The organism is Candidatus Vagococcus giribetii, from assembly GCF_017316185.1.
GTDB classification, from domain to species: Bacteria; Bacillota; Bacilli; order Lactobacillales; family Vagococcaceae; genus Vagococcus; species Vagococcus giribetii.
This window is the reverse complement of the sequence record NZ_JAFLVX010000025.1, coordinates 43,406-59,890: the sequence shown is the minus strand read 5'-3', so window position 1 is coordinate 59,890 and position 16,485 is coordinate 43,406. Positions and strand designations below refer to the sequence as shown.

The window sequence follows — 16,485 nt, the reverse complement described above, 5'->3', positions numbered from 1 at the left end:
AACTACTTCCAGTGAACTCCTTTGTTTTTGTTGCGATTTTTACGGTTTTTCTTTTTCTTTTTACTTGTTTCACTTGGCTTTTCTTGGTTACTTCTTGAAGTTGTGTGTTTCTTAGTCACTTCTTCTTTTTTCTTTTTATCTGATGTAGATGCTTCTTCTGTCTCACCAACAATTTTTTCTTCAACAATTTGATTGTGGCTCACAAAAATTTCAGATAACTCGTTGTCTAATTGACGCATCATTTTTCTTAATTCACGCACGTCACGGTCATTGACTAAGGTAATCACTTCACCTGATTTCCCCATACGTCCCACTCGGCCTGAGCGGTGAACATAATTTTCGGCGTTAAGTGACATATCGTATTGAACGACGTAGTAAAGGTCTGAAAAATCAAGTCCTCTTGCCCCAATATCTGTTGTTAATAATAGGGATACTCGGTTGTTTTCAAAGTCATCAATCGCTTTTTTACGTTCTGTTTGGTGTTGATCTGACGCAAGAGTTCTATGATCTAATCCTAAAAAATCAAGTCTTTCAGAAGCTACACCTAATTCACTTAGTTGGTTAAAGAATACTAATGCCTTAAAGTCTTTCACATGAGCTAGACGACGTAAGTTATCTGAGCGTTTTCTAGTCGGTGTTAGTAAGTAATGATGCTTAATAACCCCTTTTGTTGTGTCTTCACTTGTCACATCAATGACTTTTGGTGTGTGTCTAAATAAAGTATCAATCTCTGGTAAAATCACTTGACCAGTTGCTGAGACTGCCACAACTTGGGTATCAGCCATGACACTCTTCATGACGCTTTTTGCGGCATTGTAATCTTCTTGAGCTACTAAATCATCAACTTCATCAAGGACTAAAGCATTGATGAGATGGGCTTTAATTTTTTTAGATTTGATTAGTTCTAACACACGTCCCGGTGTCCCCACTAATACTTCTGGGCGTTTCTTTAGTCGTTCGATTTGACGAGACACATTAGCCCCACCAATAATAGTTTGGATATTTAGCTCTAAAGGTTTAATCCACTCTCTTACTACATCAGCTACTTGAGAGGCTAATTCTTGAGAAGGTAGTAAGATTAATAGTTGATTGCCTTCACCTTTTTTAACATTTAATAGCAGTGGTAATAAATAAGCTAACGTTTTCCCTGAACCTGTTGGTGAAATCCCCAATACACTTTCTTTGTTTGCTAAGGGCTCAAATAGGTTTTCTTGAATCATTGTAGGTGCTTTAAAAGCCTCAGCTTCCCACTTTTCTTGCCACTCTTTTGGAAATGAATTTACGATTGTCATATATTTACTCCTTTGTTTCCTTTAATTTAAATGGTACTTTTTCATGAATGGTTACAGTCTCTTCGGTAACGATACAGTTGTATGCCAATACCTCTAATCCATCTGCCATGCCAACTCGAATGGCTTCTTCTAGATCAGGCTGCATCTCTTGGTTAATAGTTGCAAAGGTAATTTCTTGAAATTGAACGACAAAAAGAACACTAGTCAGATACCCTTCTCTTCTTGCTTTTTCTAATCCTGTCACGTGTTTTAAAGCGCGTGTACTAGGAGCATCTGGAAAAGAACCTACCTGGTTATTCTCTAAGGTCATTCCTTTGACTTCTATTAATAATTTTTCCTGTTTATCCGTTTCAATCAAAAAATCAAAACGAGAATCACCATAAGTAAACTCTCTTTTAACACTGATGATGTTGCCCTTTAGTATATCAAATTTTATCTTGTTTTGCTTGATTCCTTCTTCAACTAATTGATTAGGTAGTTGGCTGTCAATATTAAACCATGCTCCCTCTTTTTGGACTGATACTAAATCATAGTTGGTTTTTCTAGTTGGCTTATCTTGAAAATTAACTGCTACTTTAACCCCTGGAATGAGTAGTTCTTTACATCGTCCCGTATTTTTGACATGAGTCACTATTTCTTCACCTGCTTGATTGATACAGGTAGCTACAAACCGATTATGACGCTCTTTAAACGTCACAACTTCTATTGCTTCATACTTTGCCATACACGTCTCCTCAATTTCTTATCAGTTGTAGTATAACATGCTTTTATGACTTTGTTTTAGGTGGATTTTAGGGTACACTTACTAAAAACACTGGAGGCATTTTATGACTCAAAAGAAAAAGAAACTAATTATCATTAGTATGTGTCTACTTGTTGTGGGTTTAGGTATTCATTTTGCCATTCAGTCCAAAAACACAATGAAAACTGTTGAGATTCACTTTGATAACACTAAGGAATTTACACAACAAGAACTTGAAGACGGAGCTAAGACCGTTATTAGCTATTTCAACTATCATTACAGTGATTCTGTCTTACACCAGATTGATTACGATGAGCATTTTTATCAAAATGATATGTCCACTCGTGTCACAGGTACCTCTCGTTATAGCGACTTACCAAAAGAGAATGTCTTAATCTTAAAAACAAGCTATACAACAGGGAAACATGTTGAAGGAAGCGTTGGTCCCAACTCATTAATAGAAGGATGGCAGTTTGTTTTAACAAGAACCCATAAAAATGGTAAATGGCGCGTTCTTGATCAAGGTGTCTAAAAAAGGAGTGGAAAAAATTTGTACAATTATTATGGTTCTCTAGCTTCAAAAGTCTATGACATGACAAAGCCTGTTGGAGCATCTATCAATGGAGACATTGATTATTACATGGATCGCCTTGATGGAATAGGTGGTATGATTCTTGAAGCAGGTGTTGGGACTGGTCGTCTGTTACTACCTCTACTGAAAGAGGGCTTCAAAGTAGTCGGGTTGGATCAATCTGAAGAGATGCTAACTAAGTGTCGTCAGAATTTAAGTATACATCAATTAGAAACTCCACTCCATCAAGGAAATCTAGTTGATTTTGACTTAGGTAGCAATCAATTTGAGGCGATTATTATGCCAACCTCTACATTTTGTTTGATTGAATCTCATGAACTGGCCATGACTGTTTTAAAAAACTTCTACCGTCATTTGTCGCCTGGTGGTAAAGTTATCATTGATCTTGATCTGCCTTTTTACCCAGAATTAAACGAAGTATCTACTTCTTCTTATGAAGTTACCTCAGAAGAATTGATTACCTTAGAAAGACGAATTATTGAAATTGATTGGCTTAAGCAACACACAGTTTCTCATCTAACTTATGCTCAGTGGGACAAAGGAGAACTAGTGAAACAAGAATTACAACCCTTTTTATTAAGATGGTACGGCTTGAATGAATTTTCTATGATGCTTAAAGCTGCTGGATTTAACAACATCTCTGTATCAGCTGATTATGAGTTTGGTGTTTCACCTACTGATAGCAATCAAACTATAACTTTTGAAGCACATAAATAAGTATCATTACCTTTTCTTTTTTATGTTATGATAAAGCATCAATTTATTAGGAGGCGTTTTTCAATGAACCCAGGACAAGAACAATTTTTAGGCTTTTTCTTAATGAACACCAAAGAAGACAAACAAGAACAAGCAAAAGCACTCTTACTTGAAAGCTTTAAAGCACAAGAAACAAAAGCTTTTACCTTAGATGATTTTACAAGCTTACAAAACAACTTACTTCCTTTACTAAAAGAAGAAAGTCTTGATAACGTGAAAAAAGCAATGGCTCATTTTGCTAGTCAACTTGGCTAAATAAAAAGACATCAACCACCAGTAACTCTGTGGTTGATGTCTTTTTTATTTAATACTTTTTTACTCTGCTTCTTCCTGGAACTGACTGTTATACAGTTGTTCATAGAAGCCGTTTTGAGCTAAGAGTGACTCATGAGTTCCTTGCTCAATAATTTGACCTTGATCCATCACAAGAATCAAGTCAGCGTCCCTGATAGTCGACAAACGGTGAGCAATCACAAAACTAGTTCGCCCTTCCATGACACGGTCCATGGCTTTTTGAATTAAGCCTTCTAAACGTGTATCTACTGAACTGGTTGCTTCATCTAAAATTAAGATTTTTGGATCAGAGATAACGGCTCTAGCAATTGTTAATAACTGTTTTTGACCAAGAGAAACATTATCTCCCTCTTCATTAATCAACATATTGTAACCATCAGGCATCGTTCTAATAAAGTGATCCACATTGGCTGTTTTAGCCGCATCAACTACTTCGTAATCTGTGGCATCAAGCTTACCAAAACGAATGTTTTCGCTAATGGTGTCATTGTATAACCACGCGTCTTGAAGCACCATACCAAATAAGGAGCGGACATCACTACGATTCATGGCTTTTGTATCGATGCCATCAATCTTAATCGAGCCTTCTGTCACATCATAAAAACGCATAAGAAGGTTGATTAAAGTGGTTTTCCCTGCACCTGTTGGACCAACGACAGCAACTGTTTGTCCTGCTTTCACTTCTACATTAAAGTTTTGAATTAATGGTTTATGTGGGTCATAGCTAAATGACACATTTTCAAAGGATACATTCCCTTCAATAACTTCTGGTAAAGGTACGTCTTGGTCATTCAATAGTTCTTCTGGTTCGTCTAAAATCTCAAAAACACGCTTCGTTGCTGCTGTAGCACTTTGAAGGACTGATGATAATTGGGTAATTTGTCCCATTGGTTGAGAGACTTGCCAAACATATTGGATAAAGGCTTGCAAGTTCCCTAAAAGTAATGTTCCTTGAATAATGTAATAAGAGCCTACTACTGCCACACCAACGTAAGCACTATAGGCGGTTAAGTTGACTAAAGGCATCATCAAACCAGAAATAGCCGCTGCTCTAAAACCATTATAGGCTAGCTTGCCATTTACTTGTTTGAACTCTTCTAAGGTTTGCTCTTCTCGTCCGTATAATTTCAAGACACTAAACCCAGTTAAATTCTCTTGAACAAAGCCATTTAAATCGCCTAGAGAATCTTGCTGGCGCTTAAAGTATTTTTGAGAGATATTCACCACGATTTTTGTAATGAGTATCGATAAGGGAATAATAATCATCACAATTAATGCTAATTTTACATCAATCATGAGCATGGCAGTAATCGCCATTACAATACCTAAAATGGCATTAATGATAGCAATGAATCCTTGTTGCATCGCATTACTAACAGCATCTACGTCATTTGTGACACGAGATAGGACATCTCCAAATTGATTTTGGTCAAAGTATGACACAGGTAGACGATTGATCTTTTTGTCTAAATCTTCACGTAAATCACGCATCGAATGTTGCACCACATTGGTCATAAATAATTGAGCTAGATAATTGGCTAAACTGTAAATAATCCCAATAATCAACAATACGATTAGGACTTTACTAATGTAGTTAAAGTCTAATGATTCTCCTTTTTTGACATTTTCGGCAATTCTTGTTGTGGGTAATCCTGTTACAAAAGGCATTAACGCATTCATCACAATCGCCAAAATAGTCATTCCAATGGCTAAAAAGAAACTGCCTTTATAAGGAGAAATATAAGTGTATAATCTTCCAATTGAGCCTACTGATTTTTTCATGCTAATTCCTCCTCTGATAATTGAGATGAGGCAATATCATAATAAATTGGGCAAGTTTGTAAGAGCTCTTTATGAGTTCCTATACCGATTACTTCCCCTTCATTTAGGACAACAATTTTATCTGCGTGCATAATGGTACTAACACGTTGAGCGACAATTAAGACTGTTGACTCAGTCGTTTCATGTTTCAAACGTGCTCGTAAAGTCGCATCTGTTTTGTAATCTAAAGCTGAAAAACTGTCATCAAATACATAAATAGCTGGCTTTCTGATTAAAGCTCTCGCAATGGCTAACCGTTGTTTTTGCCCACCTGAGAAGTTAGAACCACCTTCTGAAATTGGCTCATCTAAGCCTTTTTCTTTCTGTGAGACAAATTCTGTGGCTTGAGCAATATCAAGAGCCTCTCTCATCTCTTCTTCAGTCGCATCTGGCTTACCATATTTCAAGTTATCTTCAATAGTACCTGAGAATAACAAGGCTTTTTGAGGAATGTAACCAATCTTTTGTCTTAAAGCAGACAAGTCATAATCCCTAACGTCAACTCCGTCAATTGTAATACTTCCTCTAGTCACGTCATAAAATCGTGGAATCAACTGAATTAAGGTTGACTTTCCACTACCAGTACTCCCAATAAAAGCAACTGTCTCACCTGGATTAGCTTCAAAACTAACCTGACGAATCACTGGACTTTCAGAGTTCCCTGGGTAAGCAAATGACACATTGTTAAAAGCAAGAACACCATTTGTTTGAGTTTCTTTAACGCCATTTTCTGGGTTTTTAATTGCTGGTTCCATGTCTAACACTTCTTGCACACGTCTTGCTGAAACTGCTGCACGAGGGTACATCATAAAGACTGAAGAGAACATTAAGAATGAGAATAAAGCATGAAAAATATATTCAATAAAGGCGATTAAGTTACCTACTTCTAAACTCCCCGCATCAATTTGGATACTACCGAACCAAATAACAAGTACCATAACTAAGTTGAATAAAAGGAAGAATGCTGGTTGAGCTGTCGCCATTAATTTAAACAATCTTTTTGAGCTATCCGCGTAATTGGTATTCACTTCATCAAAACGTTTTTCTTCAAATTTTTCATTGACGAAGGCACGAATTACTCGTAAACCAGTTAAATTTTCTCTTAAAATCATGTTAATATTATCAAGATTTTTTTGTTGTTTCGTTGATAATGGCTCTGAACGTTTCGCTATAAAGAGAATCCCTAATAGTAGAAACGGTAGTGCACCTATCACAAAAGTAGTTAATGATGGGCTAGTTCTAACAATCATCACAATACTCATAACAAACATGATAGGTGTGACAAACCCTGTTCTTAGAATCATTCCCATAAACGTCATCACTTGAAAAGCATCATTCGTTGTTCGTGTTATGAGTGATGACATCCCAATTTTTTCATATTCTTGGTGTGAAAAGCGTTGGATATTTTCCATCATGTCGTCTCGCATTTGTTGGACAAGTCTGGTGTTTAATCTTGCACCTACAATTGCCAAACTCAAATAAAGAAATATCCCAACAGCTATGGTTACAATCATATAACCACCAATCTTTTTGATGTATTCAAAATCATTGTTAACAATCCCAACATCTAGCATTTTAGCTAGTAAAGTGGGCAGGCCTAACTCAATAATGACAAATCCAAATACACAGATAAAATTGAGTGCTAACAGACCCTTTTGGCGCATGGCATAATGCCACATCGTTTTCATGAAATCATCTCCTAACATTAAAAAATTTAATACCAATACTATTAAACATACCACAATTTTTTTATGATTGCCTACGTTTTGCTAAAAAAGTCACATTAAAATCACTTTCGTTATTTTTCTATAATCAATTCTACTCGTTATTTTAAAAACATGGTATAATTGAAATGTAGTTGATAGGTTTGGCTAAATGAAAGGAATGATAACACATGGAACACCCTAATGAAGCAACTGTATCAGAAAAAGAACTACTGGAAGCTGGTTACCGAAAGTATGACGGAGAAGATATGTCTATTTTCTATAGCCGTGACATCTGTGAACATGCTGGAAAATGTGTTAAAGGAAATCCTGAGGTATTTGAAGTTGGTAGACGCCCCTGGATTATCACTGACAACGGAGAAGTCAATCACACGGCTGATGTGATTAATCAATGTCCGACAGGTGCCCTTAAATACATCAAAAAGGAGAAGTAATCAATGAAATATGTAGAAGAAGCAAATCGTTTTGTTGTATACGATGATCAAATGACAGAAATCGGCGAAATGACGTGGTCAAATGCTGGTGAATCGATGATTATTATTGATCACACCTTTGTTGAAGATGATCAGCGTGGTCAAGGGATTGCAGAGCAGCTAGTGGCCCTTGGGGTTGACTATGCTCGAAAGAACCAAAAAAAGGTCATTCCATTATGCCCATTTGCTAAAAAAGAATTTGATCAAAAAAAAGACTATCAAGATGTACTAAAAAAATAAGTTTGTGTCACTGAGACTAGAAGAAAAAGGAATCCCCTTGTCTTCTAGTCTCTTTTCTTTGAGTGAATGTTTCTATACATCTTGTTATGATTATGATAGAATAAATCTAAATGTTGGATTCTTATCCAAACTCAAGACGGTGAATTTTTATCTTATTATGAAACACAGAAAAAATGTTTCATGTTGTCTGTTTTTTGACAGATAGCTATATCTCAATCTGGGTGTATGACACGCCTCAGTTTGTTGTGTTTAAAAATAAATAACTCACTAAAAAACAATTTAAAGGGGATTTTTATATGATCTATAAAGTATATTACCAAGAAGACAAAGCACGCAGCCCACAAAGAGAAAAAACAATGTCTCTATATATGGAAGCTTCTTCACCTGTTGAAGCAAGAAAAATTATTGAAGACAACACAGTTTATAACATTGAATTAATTCAAGAATTAGAAGGCAATCACTTAGATTACGAAAAAGAAAATGCTGACTTCAAACTTGTGGAGTTTGACTAATTATGAAAGTTCAAATAAAAAACAATGAAACAGGTGTTTTTGGCATCGGTGGACTTGGGGAAATCGGAAAAAATACATACGGTGTTCAATTTCAAGATGAAATCATCATGATTGACGCTGGTATTAAATTTCCAGAAGACGATTTATTAGGAATTGATTATGTCATTCCTGATTATCAATACATCCTCAAAAACATTAGCAAAGTCAAAGCACTTGTCATCACACATGGTCACGAAGATCATATTGGTGGGATTCCTTTCTTGTTAAAACAAGCAAATATTCCTATCTATGCTGGTCCTTTAGCCATGGCATTAATTCGTAACAAGCTAGACGAACATGGGTTACTAAGAGACGCTGAGCTTCACGAAGTCAACGAAGACTCAGTTATCAAGTTTAGAAAAACTTCTGTCAGCTTTTACCGAACTACTCACAGTATTCCTGAAGCCAATGGGGTTATTGTTAAAACACCATCAGGTAATATTGTTTACTCTGGAGATTTCAAGTTTGACTTCACACCAGTTGGAGAGCCTGCTGATTTACACAAAATGGCGAGACTTGGTGAGGAAGGCGTTCTGTGTTTACTATCTGATAGTACTAATGCTGAAATTCCTGAATTTACTAAATCAGAGAAACTAATTGGGGACTCTATTTTACGCATTATCGAAAAAGTCGAAGGTCGTGTCATTTTTGCTACTTTCGCTTCTAATATTTTTAGACTACAACAAACGGCACAAGCTGCTGTGAAGACAGGTCGTAAAATCGCTGTCTTTGGCCGTAGTATGGAAAACGCTATGGTAAATGGTCGTGCTCTTGGATATATAAATGTGCCTGATGACACGTTTATTGATAGTCGCGAAATCAATAAATACCCAGCTAATGAAATTATGATTTTATGTACTGGGTCCCAAGGTGAACCAATGGCTGCCTTAAGTCGTATCGCTAATGGAACTCACCGTCAAATTTCAATCCAACCAGATGACACGGTTATCTTTTCAAGTTCTCCTATTCCAGGAAACACAACTAGTGTGAATCGCTTGATTAACTTATTATCTGAAGCTGGTGCTAACGTGATTCATGGTAAAGTGAATAACATTCACACTTCAGGTCACGGTGGTCAACAAGAACAAAAATTATTACTACGTTTACTTAAACCTAAATACTTCATTCCAGTTCATGGTGAGTACCGCATGTTAAATGTTCATGCTAAGTCTGCTCAAGCAACTGGTGTTGCAAAAGAAAATTGCTTTATTTTAGAAAATGGAGATGTCCTTGCTTTAACAGCTGACTCAGCTAGACGAGCAGGTCACTTTAATGCCGATGACGTTTACGTTGATGGTAATGGTATCGGAGATATTGGTAACATTGTCTTAAAAGACCGTCGTATTCTTTCAGAAGATGGTTTAGTCTTAGCTGTTGCCACAGTTGATTACAAAACACAAACCATTGTAGCCGGTCCAGATATCTTATCTCGTGGCTTTATCTATATGAGAGAATCTGGTGAGTTAATCCAAGAATCTCAACGTTTGTTATTCAATACTATTCGTAAAGCATTGAAACAAAAAGATTGTAATGAAGCAATGTTAAATGAAGTTATCGTTAATGCGATTCAACCATTCTTAGTTGAAAAAACAGAAAGACACCCGATGATTATCCCGGTTGTTTTAGAAGCTGAATAATTAGTAAGAGGCTGACTTAAATGTCGGCCTCTTATTTTTTATGGAGTTTTCTTTGCTAGTTAAGGGATAAAAAGTCTGCTCTTTCAACCACTTTTTACCACCCTGATTTTTCCCCAATAAATAGAAAAAAGTATCAGTCGCAATTACGACTGATACTTTTGTTAGTTAGGTTTGAAATTAAGCTTTGTGTACGTTAGCTGCTTGAGGTCCACGATCTGTATCTTCGACTTCAAAGGTAACTGCTTGACCTTCTTCTAAAGTTTTGAATCCTTCACCTTCGATAGCTGAGAAATGTACAAACACATCATTTCCTTCTTCTTGTTGGATGAATCCAAATCCTTTTTCAGCGTTAAACCATTTTACTGTTCCTTGAGCCATTTTATTTCCTCCTCGTGCCATAAATGCACTAAATGATATTTTGTAATACTTGCTTTAAGGTCGATAGAGGTGGTTACTACGATATAACTTTAAACTTCTATTGAATCCCAAAACTAAATTACATATTAATCATAACGCAACTAAAATAGAAATGCAAGCCTTCTAGAAAACGTTTTTTTCTAGATATCTTCCCTTCTCTAAGACTAATAAAGCTATTTTCGCCAATTATAATATGATCTAAGAGCTCAATCCCCATTAGATTCCCACACTCCATTAAACGCTTGGTGAAAAGGATATCTTGTTTAGAAGGTGTGGGATTTCCAGAAGGATGGTTGTGAGCGATAATTAACCGTGAAGAGGAGCATTTAACGGCTGTTTTAAAAATTTCTCTTGGATGAGCGACTGATTGATTAACAGAGCCAATAAAGATAGTCTTTTTCTTAAGCACCTCATTTTTAGTGTTTAAATATAACACAACAAAATGTTCCTGCTCCAAATCTTTCATCTCTAGTAGCAGTTGTTCCCCAATATCTTGACTAGATAAGATGGGGCCTGTTTTCTGTCGTTCCTCAATCATTAGTCTACGTCCCAATTCAATAGCTGCTTGTAGTTCAATAGCTTTTGCTGGACCAATCCCTTCTATTTCTTTGAGCTCTTCTAAGCTCGCTTTTTTTAACTCATACAAACTATCAAAACTAAAGATGACCTCTTGAGAAAGCTCTAAGACATTTTTATCCCGACTCCCTGTTCTAAGTAAGATGGCAATTAGTTCTTGATAACTTAAAGATTCAATCCCGTATTTTTCACCTCGTTCTCTAGGCTTAATCTCATCAAAATGTTGTTTTAATCCCTGTGACAAAAAAATCCCCCTTCCATCTACACTGTTAAATGTACGATGAAAGAGGTATTTTACATTATCTTTCTTTAACAAAATCTAAGACTTCAAATAAGTCTTTTTTAACACATAGCGCTTTTTCAAGAGCTTCTTCGCTTGGCTCTAATAAATCTGGCACCATGATAACAGGTACATGAGCTGCGTAAGAGGCTCTGATGCCATTTAGAGAATCTTCAAGCATTAAAGTCTCTTCTGCTTTTGTCCCTAATTTTTTTAATGCCACTTCAACAATTTCAGGATGAGGCTTGGCATGAGTTACGTCTTCTCCTGAAACTGTATCTTTGAAAAAGTCCATCACATCAGCCTTTTCTAACAACTGCTTAATAGCTGCTGTTGTGTTACTAGAAGCAACAACACAAGGAATATTTTGCTCTTTTAAGTAAGTAAGTATCTCAATGATACCTGGCTTTAAAGGAGCTCCTTCAGTGGCAAATCTTTCTTTTACTCGGTTTCGACTAGCATCAAAAAAAGCTTGAATCGTTTCTTCTGGTAAATAAGAAAAATCTTTTAGATATTTTTGATAGGCGTGCTCATCACTTAAACCAATCTCTTCTTTGTAATGCTCTTTATCAAAGCCTTTTAAACCAAATTCTTTAGCAATTGTGATGTTAGATTCACAATAAATAGCTTCTGTATCTAAAATTAGACCGTCCATGTCAAAAATAATGCCACTTACTTTTTTCAATTAATTTCCTCCTAATAGTGTTTCTCTGACTTGAGAAATAAAATAGAGTGATCCTGTAATTAGAATCAAGTCGTCCCCTGTTAACTCAGTTAAGGTATCAGCTAAGGCTTCTTTCCAGTTAGAGTATGCAGATAAGCCCATTTCCTCGTATTGCTCTTTTGTGAATGCTTTCGGGTAATCAAAAGCTGTCACTTTTAAATCTAATTGTGGAACAGACGTTAAGTCTTTCACCATAGCAGCAATATCCTTAGTTGATAAAGCGCCAAAAATAGCATGAATATGTTGCCCTTTAAATTCTGTTTTTAAGTTATTCACCATTACTTGCATCGCATGGTCATTATGAGCGCCATCTAAAACGATTAACGGCTCATCAGACATTTTTTCCATTCTTCCTGGCCAAAAAGCATTTTTCAATCCCTTTTGAATGTCTTTACTTGATACTCGTAAGCCTAATTGCTCTGAAATAAGCTCATACATTTGAATCGCTAAGCTAGCATTATCCACTTGATGTTGTCCTAGTAAAGAAATACTAACATGAGATAAATCAAGCTCTTCTGAACGGTAATTAAAGATTTCTCCCCAATTCTCATCTGGTTGAATGTACTTGCTACGAAAATTCTCTTGGTATCGGTAGATTGGACAATTTAAATCTTTTGCACGCTTATTGATAACTTCAAAAGCAGCTTCATCTACTTTCCCCACAACCACAGGTACATTTTCTTTAATGATACCCGCTTTTTGAGCAGCTATCTCTTCAATGGTATCTCCTAAGATATCTGTGTGGTCAAAACCAATAGTTGTAATACCAGAAACTAAAGGCACAATCACATTTGTACAGTCATAAGTTCCACCTAAACCAACTTCGACTAACACGATGTCGACTTCTGTTTCTAAAAAGTATTGGAACATAATCGCTGTTAGAATTTCAAATTCTACTGCATTTTTTAACTCTTCAACCGTGTCCATGTCATCAATAATTGGTTTAATCTCTTTGACTAATCTAACAAGCTCCTCATCTGGGATTGGCTCACCATTAATGGCAATACGCTCGTTAAAACTTTCAATATAGGGTGACGTGAATGTTCCTACTCGTAAGCCTTGTTCTTCAAGTAAATTGCGAAGAAACGTTGTCGTCGATCCTTTCCCGTTTGTTCCGCCAATATGGACTGTTTTTAACTTATCTTGTGGATTATCTAATCTTTCAAGTATTTCATTAATTCTAATCAACCCTGGACGAATCCCAAATTTGATGCGGTCATGAATCCAGGCAACAGTTTCTTCATAAGTCATTACTTAACCACCTATTTATTATTTTTTACCCTTCGTTACTACAAGTTGCTATCATTTGTTTAAGCTGAATCTTTGTTATTACACCTTTTATTGACGGGCAATTTCAACTTGCTCTTTCGGTAATTTCAGAAAGTATAAGCAATCTAAAAGACCAAGATTGTTTATACTTTCTTCCAATTACTCAGAGCAGAACAGTTGTTATTACACCTTTTATTGACGGGTAATTCTAAGCTACTTCTGCGGTAACTTCAGTGATCACCATCAATATAAAAACCACAGATTGTTTATTATTTTCTCCAATTTCTCAGAACAAAACGCTAAAATTTACACCTTTTATTTACACCTTTTTTAATTGGTTGATTCGTTCTGTTACGGCTGCTTGTTTTTCTAAGTAGTCTTTTTCTTTGCTGCGTTCACCTTCTACTACTACTTCTGGTGCGCTTGCTACGAATTTTTCATTCGCTAATTTTTTCTGTACACGCTCTACTTCTTTACTCCACTTGTCTAATTCTTTTTCAAGACGAGCGATTTCTTCATCAATGTTGATTAAATCAGCTAATGGTAAGAAAATTTCTGCTCCTGTAATCACTGTACTCATTGATGTTTCTGGTGCATTTACTGAATCAGCAATCACTAATTCTTCTGGATTACAGAAACGCTCAATGTATTTCGTGTTCTCGTTTAAGAATAAGTTTACTTTTTTATCATTTGTTTTGATAAGTAACGTAATTGGTTTAGACATTGGTGTATTCACTTCTGAGCGAATGTTACGAACAGAGCGAATCAATTCTTGTAATACTTCCATTCCTCGTGCTGAGGCTTCATCTGACAACTCAGGTACAACAACTGGATAAGGAGCTGTTACTAAAGAATCTCCTGTGTGAGGAATTTTTTCCCAAATTTCTTCTGTCACAAATGGCATAATTGGGTGTAATAATTTTAAGATTTTATCTAATGTATAACTTAAAATACTACGAGTCATTTGTTTTTGCGACTCATCTTCTCCGTAAAGAATTTCTTTACTCATTTCGATGTACCAGTCACAGAAGTCATCCCAGATAAAATTGTATAACTGACGACCTGCTTCACCAAATTCAAAGCGGTCAAAGAACATGGTTACTTTTTCAATCGTTTCATTTAAGCGTGTTAAAATCCATTTATCTGCCACTGTTTTGTGACCTTCTAAATTGATATCTTCGTAACTAAATCCTTCTAAGTTCATAATCACAAAACGTGAAGCATTCCAAATTTTATTAATGAAGTTCCAAGAAGCATCCATTTTTTCATAACTAAAACGCATGTCTTGACCTGGCGTTGAGCCGTTTGATAAGAACCAACGTAAAGCATCAGCACCGTATTTTTCAATGACATCCATTGGGTCAATTCCGTTACCTAAAGATTTACTCATTTTACGTCCATCTTCGGCACGAATTAATCCATGCATCAACACGTTTTCAAATGGTCGTTGACCAGTAAATTCTATACTTTGGAAAATCATACGACTTACCCAGAAGAAAATAATGTCATAACCTGTTACTAAAGTACTTGTTGGGAAATAGCGTTTGAAGTCTTCTGCATTTTCATCAGGCCAACCCATTGTTGAAAATGGCCATAAAGCACTTGAGAACCATGTATCTAATACATCTTCATCTTGTGTCCAGTTTTCAATGTCTTTTGGTGCGTCTTCACCAACATACATCTCACCTGTTTCTTTATGGTACCAAGCTGGAATTTGATGTCCCCACCATAATTGACGAGAGATAACCCAGTCATGAACGTTTTCCATCCAAGTTAAGAACGTTTGGTCAAATCTTGGTGGGTAAAAGTTTACTTTGTCTTCTGTTTCTTGATTTTTAATAGCCATCTCAGCTAAAGGTTTCATTTTAACAAACCATTGTGTTGATAGTCTTGGTTCAACAACAACGCCAGTTCTTTCAGAGTGACCTACACTGTGAACGTGTTTTTCAATTTCTTTTAGTAAACCTAATTCTTCTAAGTCTTTAATCACTTGCTTACGTGCTTCAAAACGATCCATGCCAGCATAATTACCCGCTAATTCATTCATTGTTGCACTTGAATCCATAACATTTACTCGTGGTAAGTTATGACGATTACCTACCTCAAAGTCATTGGGGTCATGGGCTGGTGTAATTTTCACCACACCTGTTCCAAAGTCCATCTCAACGTACTCATCAGCAATAATTGGGATTTCCTTATTCACTAAAGGTAAAATAACTTTTTGACCAATTAAATGTTTGTAGCGATCATCTTCTGGGTGAACAGCAACAGCTGTATCTCCAAGCATTGTCTCTGGACGAGTCGTAGCGATTTCTAATTTGCCACTACCATCTGCTAATGGGTAGTACATATGATAAAAGGCACCTTCAATGTCTTTATGAATTACTTCAATATCAGAAAGAGCTGTTTTTGCTTGAGGGTCCCAGTTAATAATATATTCTCCGCGATAAATTAATCCTTTTTCATAAAGTTTCACAAATACGCGTTTAACAGCATCTGAAAGTCCTTTATCTAACGTGAATCTTTCACGAGAGTAGTCAACAGACAGTCCCATTTTGCCCCATTGTTCACGAATATGACCAGCGTATTCTTCTTTCCATTCGTTAGTTGTTTCTAAGAATTTTTCACGACCTAAATCATAACGAGTTACCCCTTCACCACGTAGTTTTTCTTCTACTTTAGCTTGAGTGGCAATCCCCGCGTGATCCATTCCTGGTAACCAAAGCGTATCAAAGCCTTGCATTCTCTTTTGACGAATAATCATATCTTGAAGCGTTGTATCCCACGCATGACCTAAATGTAATTTTCCTGTTACGTTTGGTGGTGGAATAACGATTGAATAAGCAGGAGCACTTTTGTCACCACTTGGTTTAAAGACATCTGTGTCTAACCATTTTTGATAACACCCCTCCTCAACTTGTTTCGGATCAAACTTTGATGCTAAATTATTTTCTTCTGTCATATCATCTGTCCTTTCTTTTTTCACATAAGCGAACAAAAAAAGTCCTAAAGTATTTCTACTTTAGGACGAATTATTCGCGGTACCACCTAGATTACAGTACATAGGTACTGTCACTTAAAAGCGCGTTAACGAGCA

At 36.1% G+C, this 16,485-nt stretch carries 16 protein-coding genes and 1 other annotated feature (1 of these 17 running past the window's edge); of the genes, 7 read left to right on the top strand and 9 right to left on the bottom strand.

Going from position 1 to position 16,485, the window contains the following annotated elements; translation table 11 throughout:
- Nucleotides 1-2: 2 nt before the first annotated feature.
- Together DOK76_RS10015 and sfsA are read right to left on the bottom strand one after the other, a co-directional pair.
- Nucleotides 3-1,292 (bottom strand): DEAD/DEAH box helicase, encoded by a 1,290-nt coding sequence (locus DOK76_RS10015; protein ID WP_206967354.1) that lies wholly within the window; start codon nt 1,290-1,292, stop codon nt 3-5.
- A 4-nt stretch (nt 1,293-1,296) separates the two neighbouring features.
- Nucleotides 1,297-2,016 carry a DNA/RNA nuclease SfsA gene (gene sfsA / locus DOK76_RS10010; protein ID WP_206967352.1) on the bottom strand — a complete coding sequence of 240 codons (720 nt, stop codon included), beginning with the start codon at nt 2,014-2,016 and terminating at the stop codon, nt 1,297-1,299.
- A 103-nt stretch (nt 2,017-2,119) separates the two neighbouring features.
- On the opposite strand from sfsA, the gene DOK76_RS10005 reads away from it, so the two are divergent.
- The 3 genes from DOK76_RS10005 to DOK76_RS09995 all read left to right on the top strand — a co-directional run bounded on the left by DOK76_RS10005 (nt 2,120) and on the right by DOK76_RS09995 (nt 3,637).
- On the top strand, nt 2,120-2,566 hold the full coding sequence (locus DOK76_RS10005) for a hypothetical protein (RefSeq protein WP_206967350.1): 447 nt from the start codon (nt 2,120-2,122) through the stop codon (nt 2,564-2,566).
- Nucleotides 2,567-2,584: 18 nt separating this feature from the next.
- A complete protein-coding gene (locus DOK76_RS10000; protein ID WP_206967348.1) occupies nt 2,585-3,343 on the top strand; it encodes a class I SAM-dependent methyltransferase in 759 nt (252 codons plus the stop codon).
- A 63-nt stretch (nt 3,344-3,406) separates the two neighbouring features.
- A complete protein-coding gene (locus DOK76_RS09995) occupies nt 3,407-3,637 on the top strand; it encodes a hypothetical protein (protein ID WP_206967345.1) in 231 nt (76 codons plus the stop codon).
- Nucleotides 3,638-3,697: 60 nt separating this feature from the next.
- Here the strand turns inward: DOK76_RS09995 and DOK76_RS09990 are convergent, their stop codons facing one another.
- Both DOK76_RS09990 and DOK76_RS09985 read right to left on the bottom strand, forming a co-directional pair.
- A complete protein-coding gene (locus tag DOK76_RS09990) occupies nt 3,698-5,458 on the bottom strand; it encodes an ABC transporter ATP-binding protein (RefSeq protein WP_206967343.1) in 1,761 nt (586 codons plus the stop codon).
- Nucleotides 5,455-7,185: an ABC transporter ATP-binding protein gene (locus DOK76_RS09985; RefSeq protein ID WP_206967341.1), complete on the bottom strand. Its 1,731-nt coding sequence runs from the start codon at nt 7,183-7,185 to the stop codon at nt 5,455-5,457. The genes DOK76_RS09990 and DOK76_RS09985 overlap by 4 nt, the downstream gene beginning before the upstream one ends.
- A gap of 206 nt (nt 7,186-7,391) precedes the next feature.
- Here DOK76_RS09985 and DOK76_RS09980 point away from each other — a divergent pair, with 206 nt between their 5' ends.
- The 4 genes from DOK76_RS09980 (at nt 7,392) to rnjA (ending at nt 10,122) form a co-directional block, all read left to right on the top strand.
- Entirely contained in the window at nt 7,392-7,655 is a 264-nt protein-coding gene (locus DOK76_RS09980; protein WP_206967338.1) for a (4Fe-4S)-binding protein, read from the top strand.
- A gap of 3 nt (nt 7,656-7,658) precedes the next feature.
- Complete coding sequence (locus DOK76_RS09975; RefSeq protein WP_206967336.1) at nt 7,659-7,934, top strand: GNAT family N-acetyltransferase; 276 nt, start codon at nt 7,659-7,661, stop codon at nt 7,932-7,934.
- A 296-nt stretch (nt 7,935-8,230) separates the two neighbouring features.
- On the top strand, nt 8,231-8,446 hold the full coding sequence (locus tag DOK76_RS09970) for a DNA-dependent RNA polymerase subunit epsilon (RefSeq protein ID WP_206967334.1): 216 nt from the start codon (nt 8,231-8,233) through the stop codon (nt 8,444-8,446).
- 2 nt (nt 8,447-8,448) lie between these two features.
- A complete protein-coding gene (gene rnjA / locus DOK76_RS09965; protein ID WP_206967332.1) occupies nt 8,449-10,122 on the top strand; it encodes a ribonuclease J1 in 1,674 nt (557 codons plus the stop codon).
- Nucleotides 10,123-10,299: 177 nt separating this feature from the next.
- Here rnjA and DOK76_RS09960 read toward each other — a convergent pair whose 3' ends face one another.
- The 5 genes from DOK76_RS09960 to DOK76_RS09940 all read right to left on the bottom strand — a co-directional run bounded on the left by DOK76_RS09960 (nt 10,300) and on the right by DOK76_RS09940 (nt 16,350).
- Nucleotides 10,300-10,500 carry a cold-shock protein gene (locus tag DOK76_RS09960; RefSeq protein WP_206967330.1) on the bottom strand — a complete coding sequence of 67 codons (201 nt, stop codon included), beginning with the start codon at nt 10,498-10,500 and terminating at the stop codon, nt 10,300-10,302.
- Nucleotides 10,501-10,618: 118 nt separating this feature from the next.
- Nucleotides 10,619-11,359, bottom strand: coding sequence for a RadC family protein (radC, locus tag DOK76_RS09955; RefSeq protein WP_206967329.1), 741 nt, complete (start codon nt 11,357-11,359; stop codon nt 10,619-10,621).
- Between the two features lie 55 nt (nt 11,360-11,414).
- On the bottom strand, nt 11,415-12,080 hold the full coding sequence (locus tag DOK76_RS09950; RefSeq protein WP_206967327.1) for an HAD family hydrolase: 666 nt from the start codon (nt 12,078-12,080) through the stop codon (nt 11,415-11,417).
- Nucleotides 12,081-13,370 carry a bifunctional folylpolyglutamate synthase/dihydrofolate synthase gene (locus DOK76_RS09945; RefSeq protein WP_206967325.1) on the bottom strand — a complete coding sequence of 430 codons (1,290 nt, stop codon included), beginning with the start codon at nt 13,368-13,370 and terminating at the stop codon, nt 12,081-12,083.
- A gap of 337 nt (nt 13,371-13,707) precedes the next feature.
- Nucleotides 13,708-16,350, bottom strand: a complete 2,643-nt coding sequence (locus DOK76_RS09940; protein WP_206967322.1) for a valine--tRNA ligase — start codon at nt 16,348-16,350, stop codon at nt 13,708-13,710.
- A 58-nt stretch (nt 16,351-16,408) separates the two neighbouring features.
- Nucleotides 16,409-16,485 (bottom strand) — a binding site (T-box leader); it runs 128 nt beyond the window's last position.

What these genes read in the sequence shown, in the direction of transcription:
- DOK76_RS09975 (WP_206967336.1), top strand. Translation starts at nt 7,659, where the DNA reads ATGAAATATGTAGAAGAAGCAAATCGTTTTGTTGTATACGATGATCAA.
- DOK76_RS09945 (WP_206967325.1), bottom strand. Translation starts at nt 13,370, where the DNA reads ATGACTTATGAAGAAACTGTTGCCTGGATTCATGACCGCATCAAATTT.
- DOK76_RS09980 (WP_206967338.1), top strand. Translation starts at nt 7,392, where the DNA reads ATGGAACACCCTAATGAAGCAACTGTATCAGAAAAAGAACTACTGGAA.
- DOK76_RS10015 (WP_206967354.1), bottom strand. Translation starts at nt 1,292, where the DNA reads ATGACAATCGTAAATTCATTTCCAAAAGAGTGGCAAGAAAAGTGGGAA.
- DOK76_RS09970 (WP_206967334.1), top strand. Translation starts at nt 8,231, where the DNA reads ATGATCTATAAAGTATATTACCAAGAAGACAAAGCACGCAGCCCACAA.
- DOK76_RS09985 (WP_206967341.1), bottom strand. Translation starts at nt 7,185, where the DNA reads ATGAAAACGATGTGGCATTATGCCATGCGCCAAAAGGGTCTGTTAGCA.
- DOK76_RS09990 (WP_206967343.1), bottom strand. Translation starts at nt 5,458, where the DNA reads ATGAAAAAATCAGTAGGCTCAATTGGAAGATTATACACTTATATTTCT.
- DOK76_RS09960 (WP_206967330.1), bottom strand. Translation starts at nt 10,500, where the DNA reads ATGGCTCAAGGAACAGTAAAATGGTTTAACGCTGAAAAAGGATTTGGA.
- sfsA (WP_206967352.1), bottom strand. Translation starts at nt 2,016, where the DNA reads ATGGCAAAGTATGAAGCAATAGAAGTTGTGACGTTTAAAGAGCGTCAT.
- rnjA (WP_206967332.1), top strand. Translation starts at nt 8,449, where the DNA reads ATGAAAGTTCAAATAAAAAACAATGAAACAGGTGTTTTTGGCATCGGT.
- DOK76_RS09940 (WP_206967322.1), bottom strand. Translation starts at nt 16,350, where the DNA reads ATGACAGAAGAAAATAATTTAGCATCAAAGTTTGATCCGAAACAAGTT.
- DOK76_RS10005 (WP_206967350.1), top strand. Translation starts at nt 2,120, where the DNA reads ATGACTCAAAAGAAAAAGAAACTAATTATCATTAGTATGTGTCTACTT.
- DOK76_RS09995 (WP_206967345.1), top strand. Translation starts at nt 3,407, where the DNA reads ATGAACCCAGGACAAGAACAATTTTTAGGCTTTTTCTTAATGAACACC.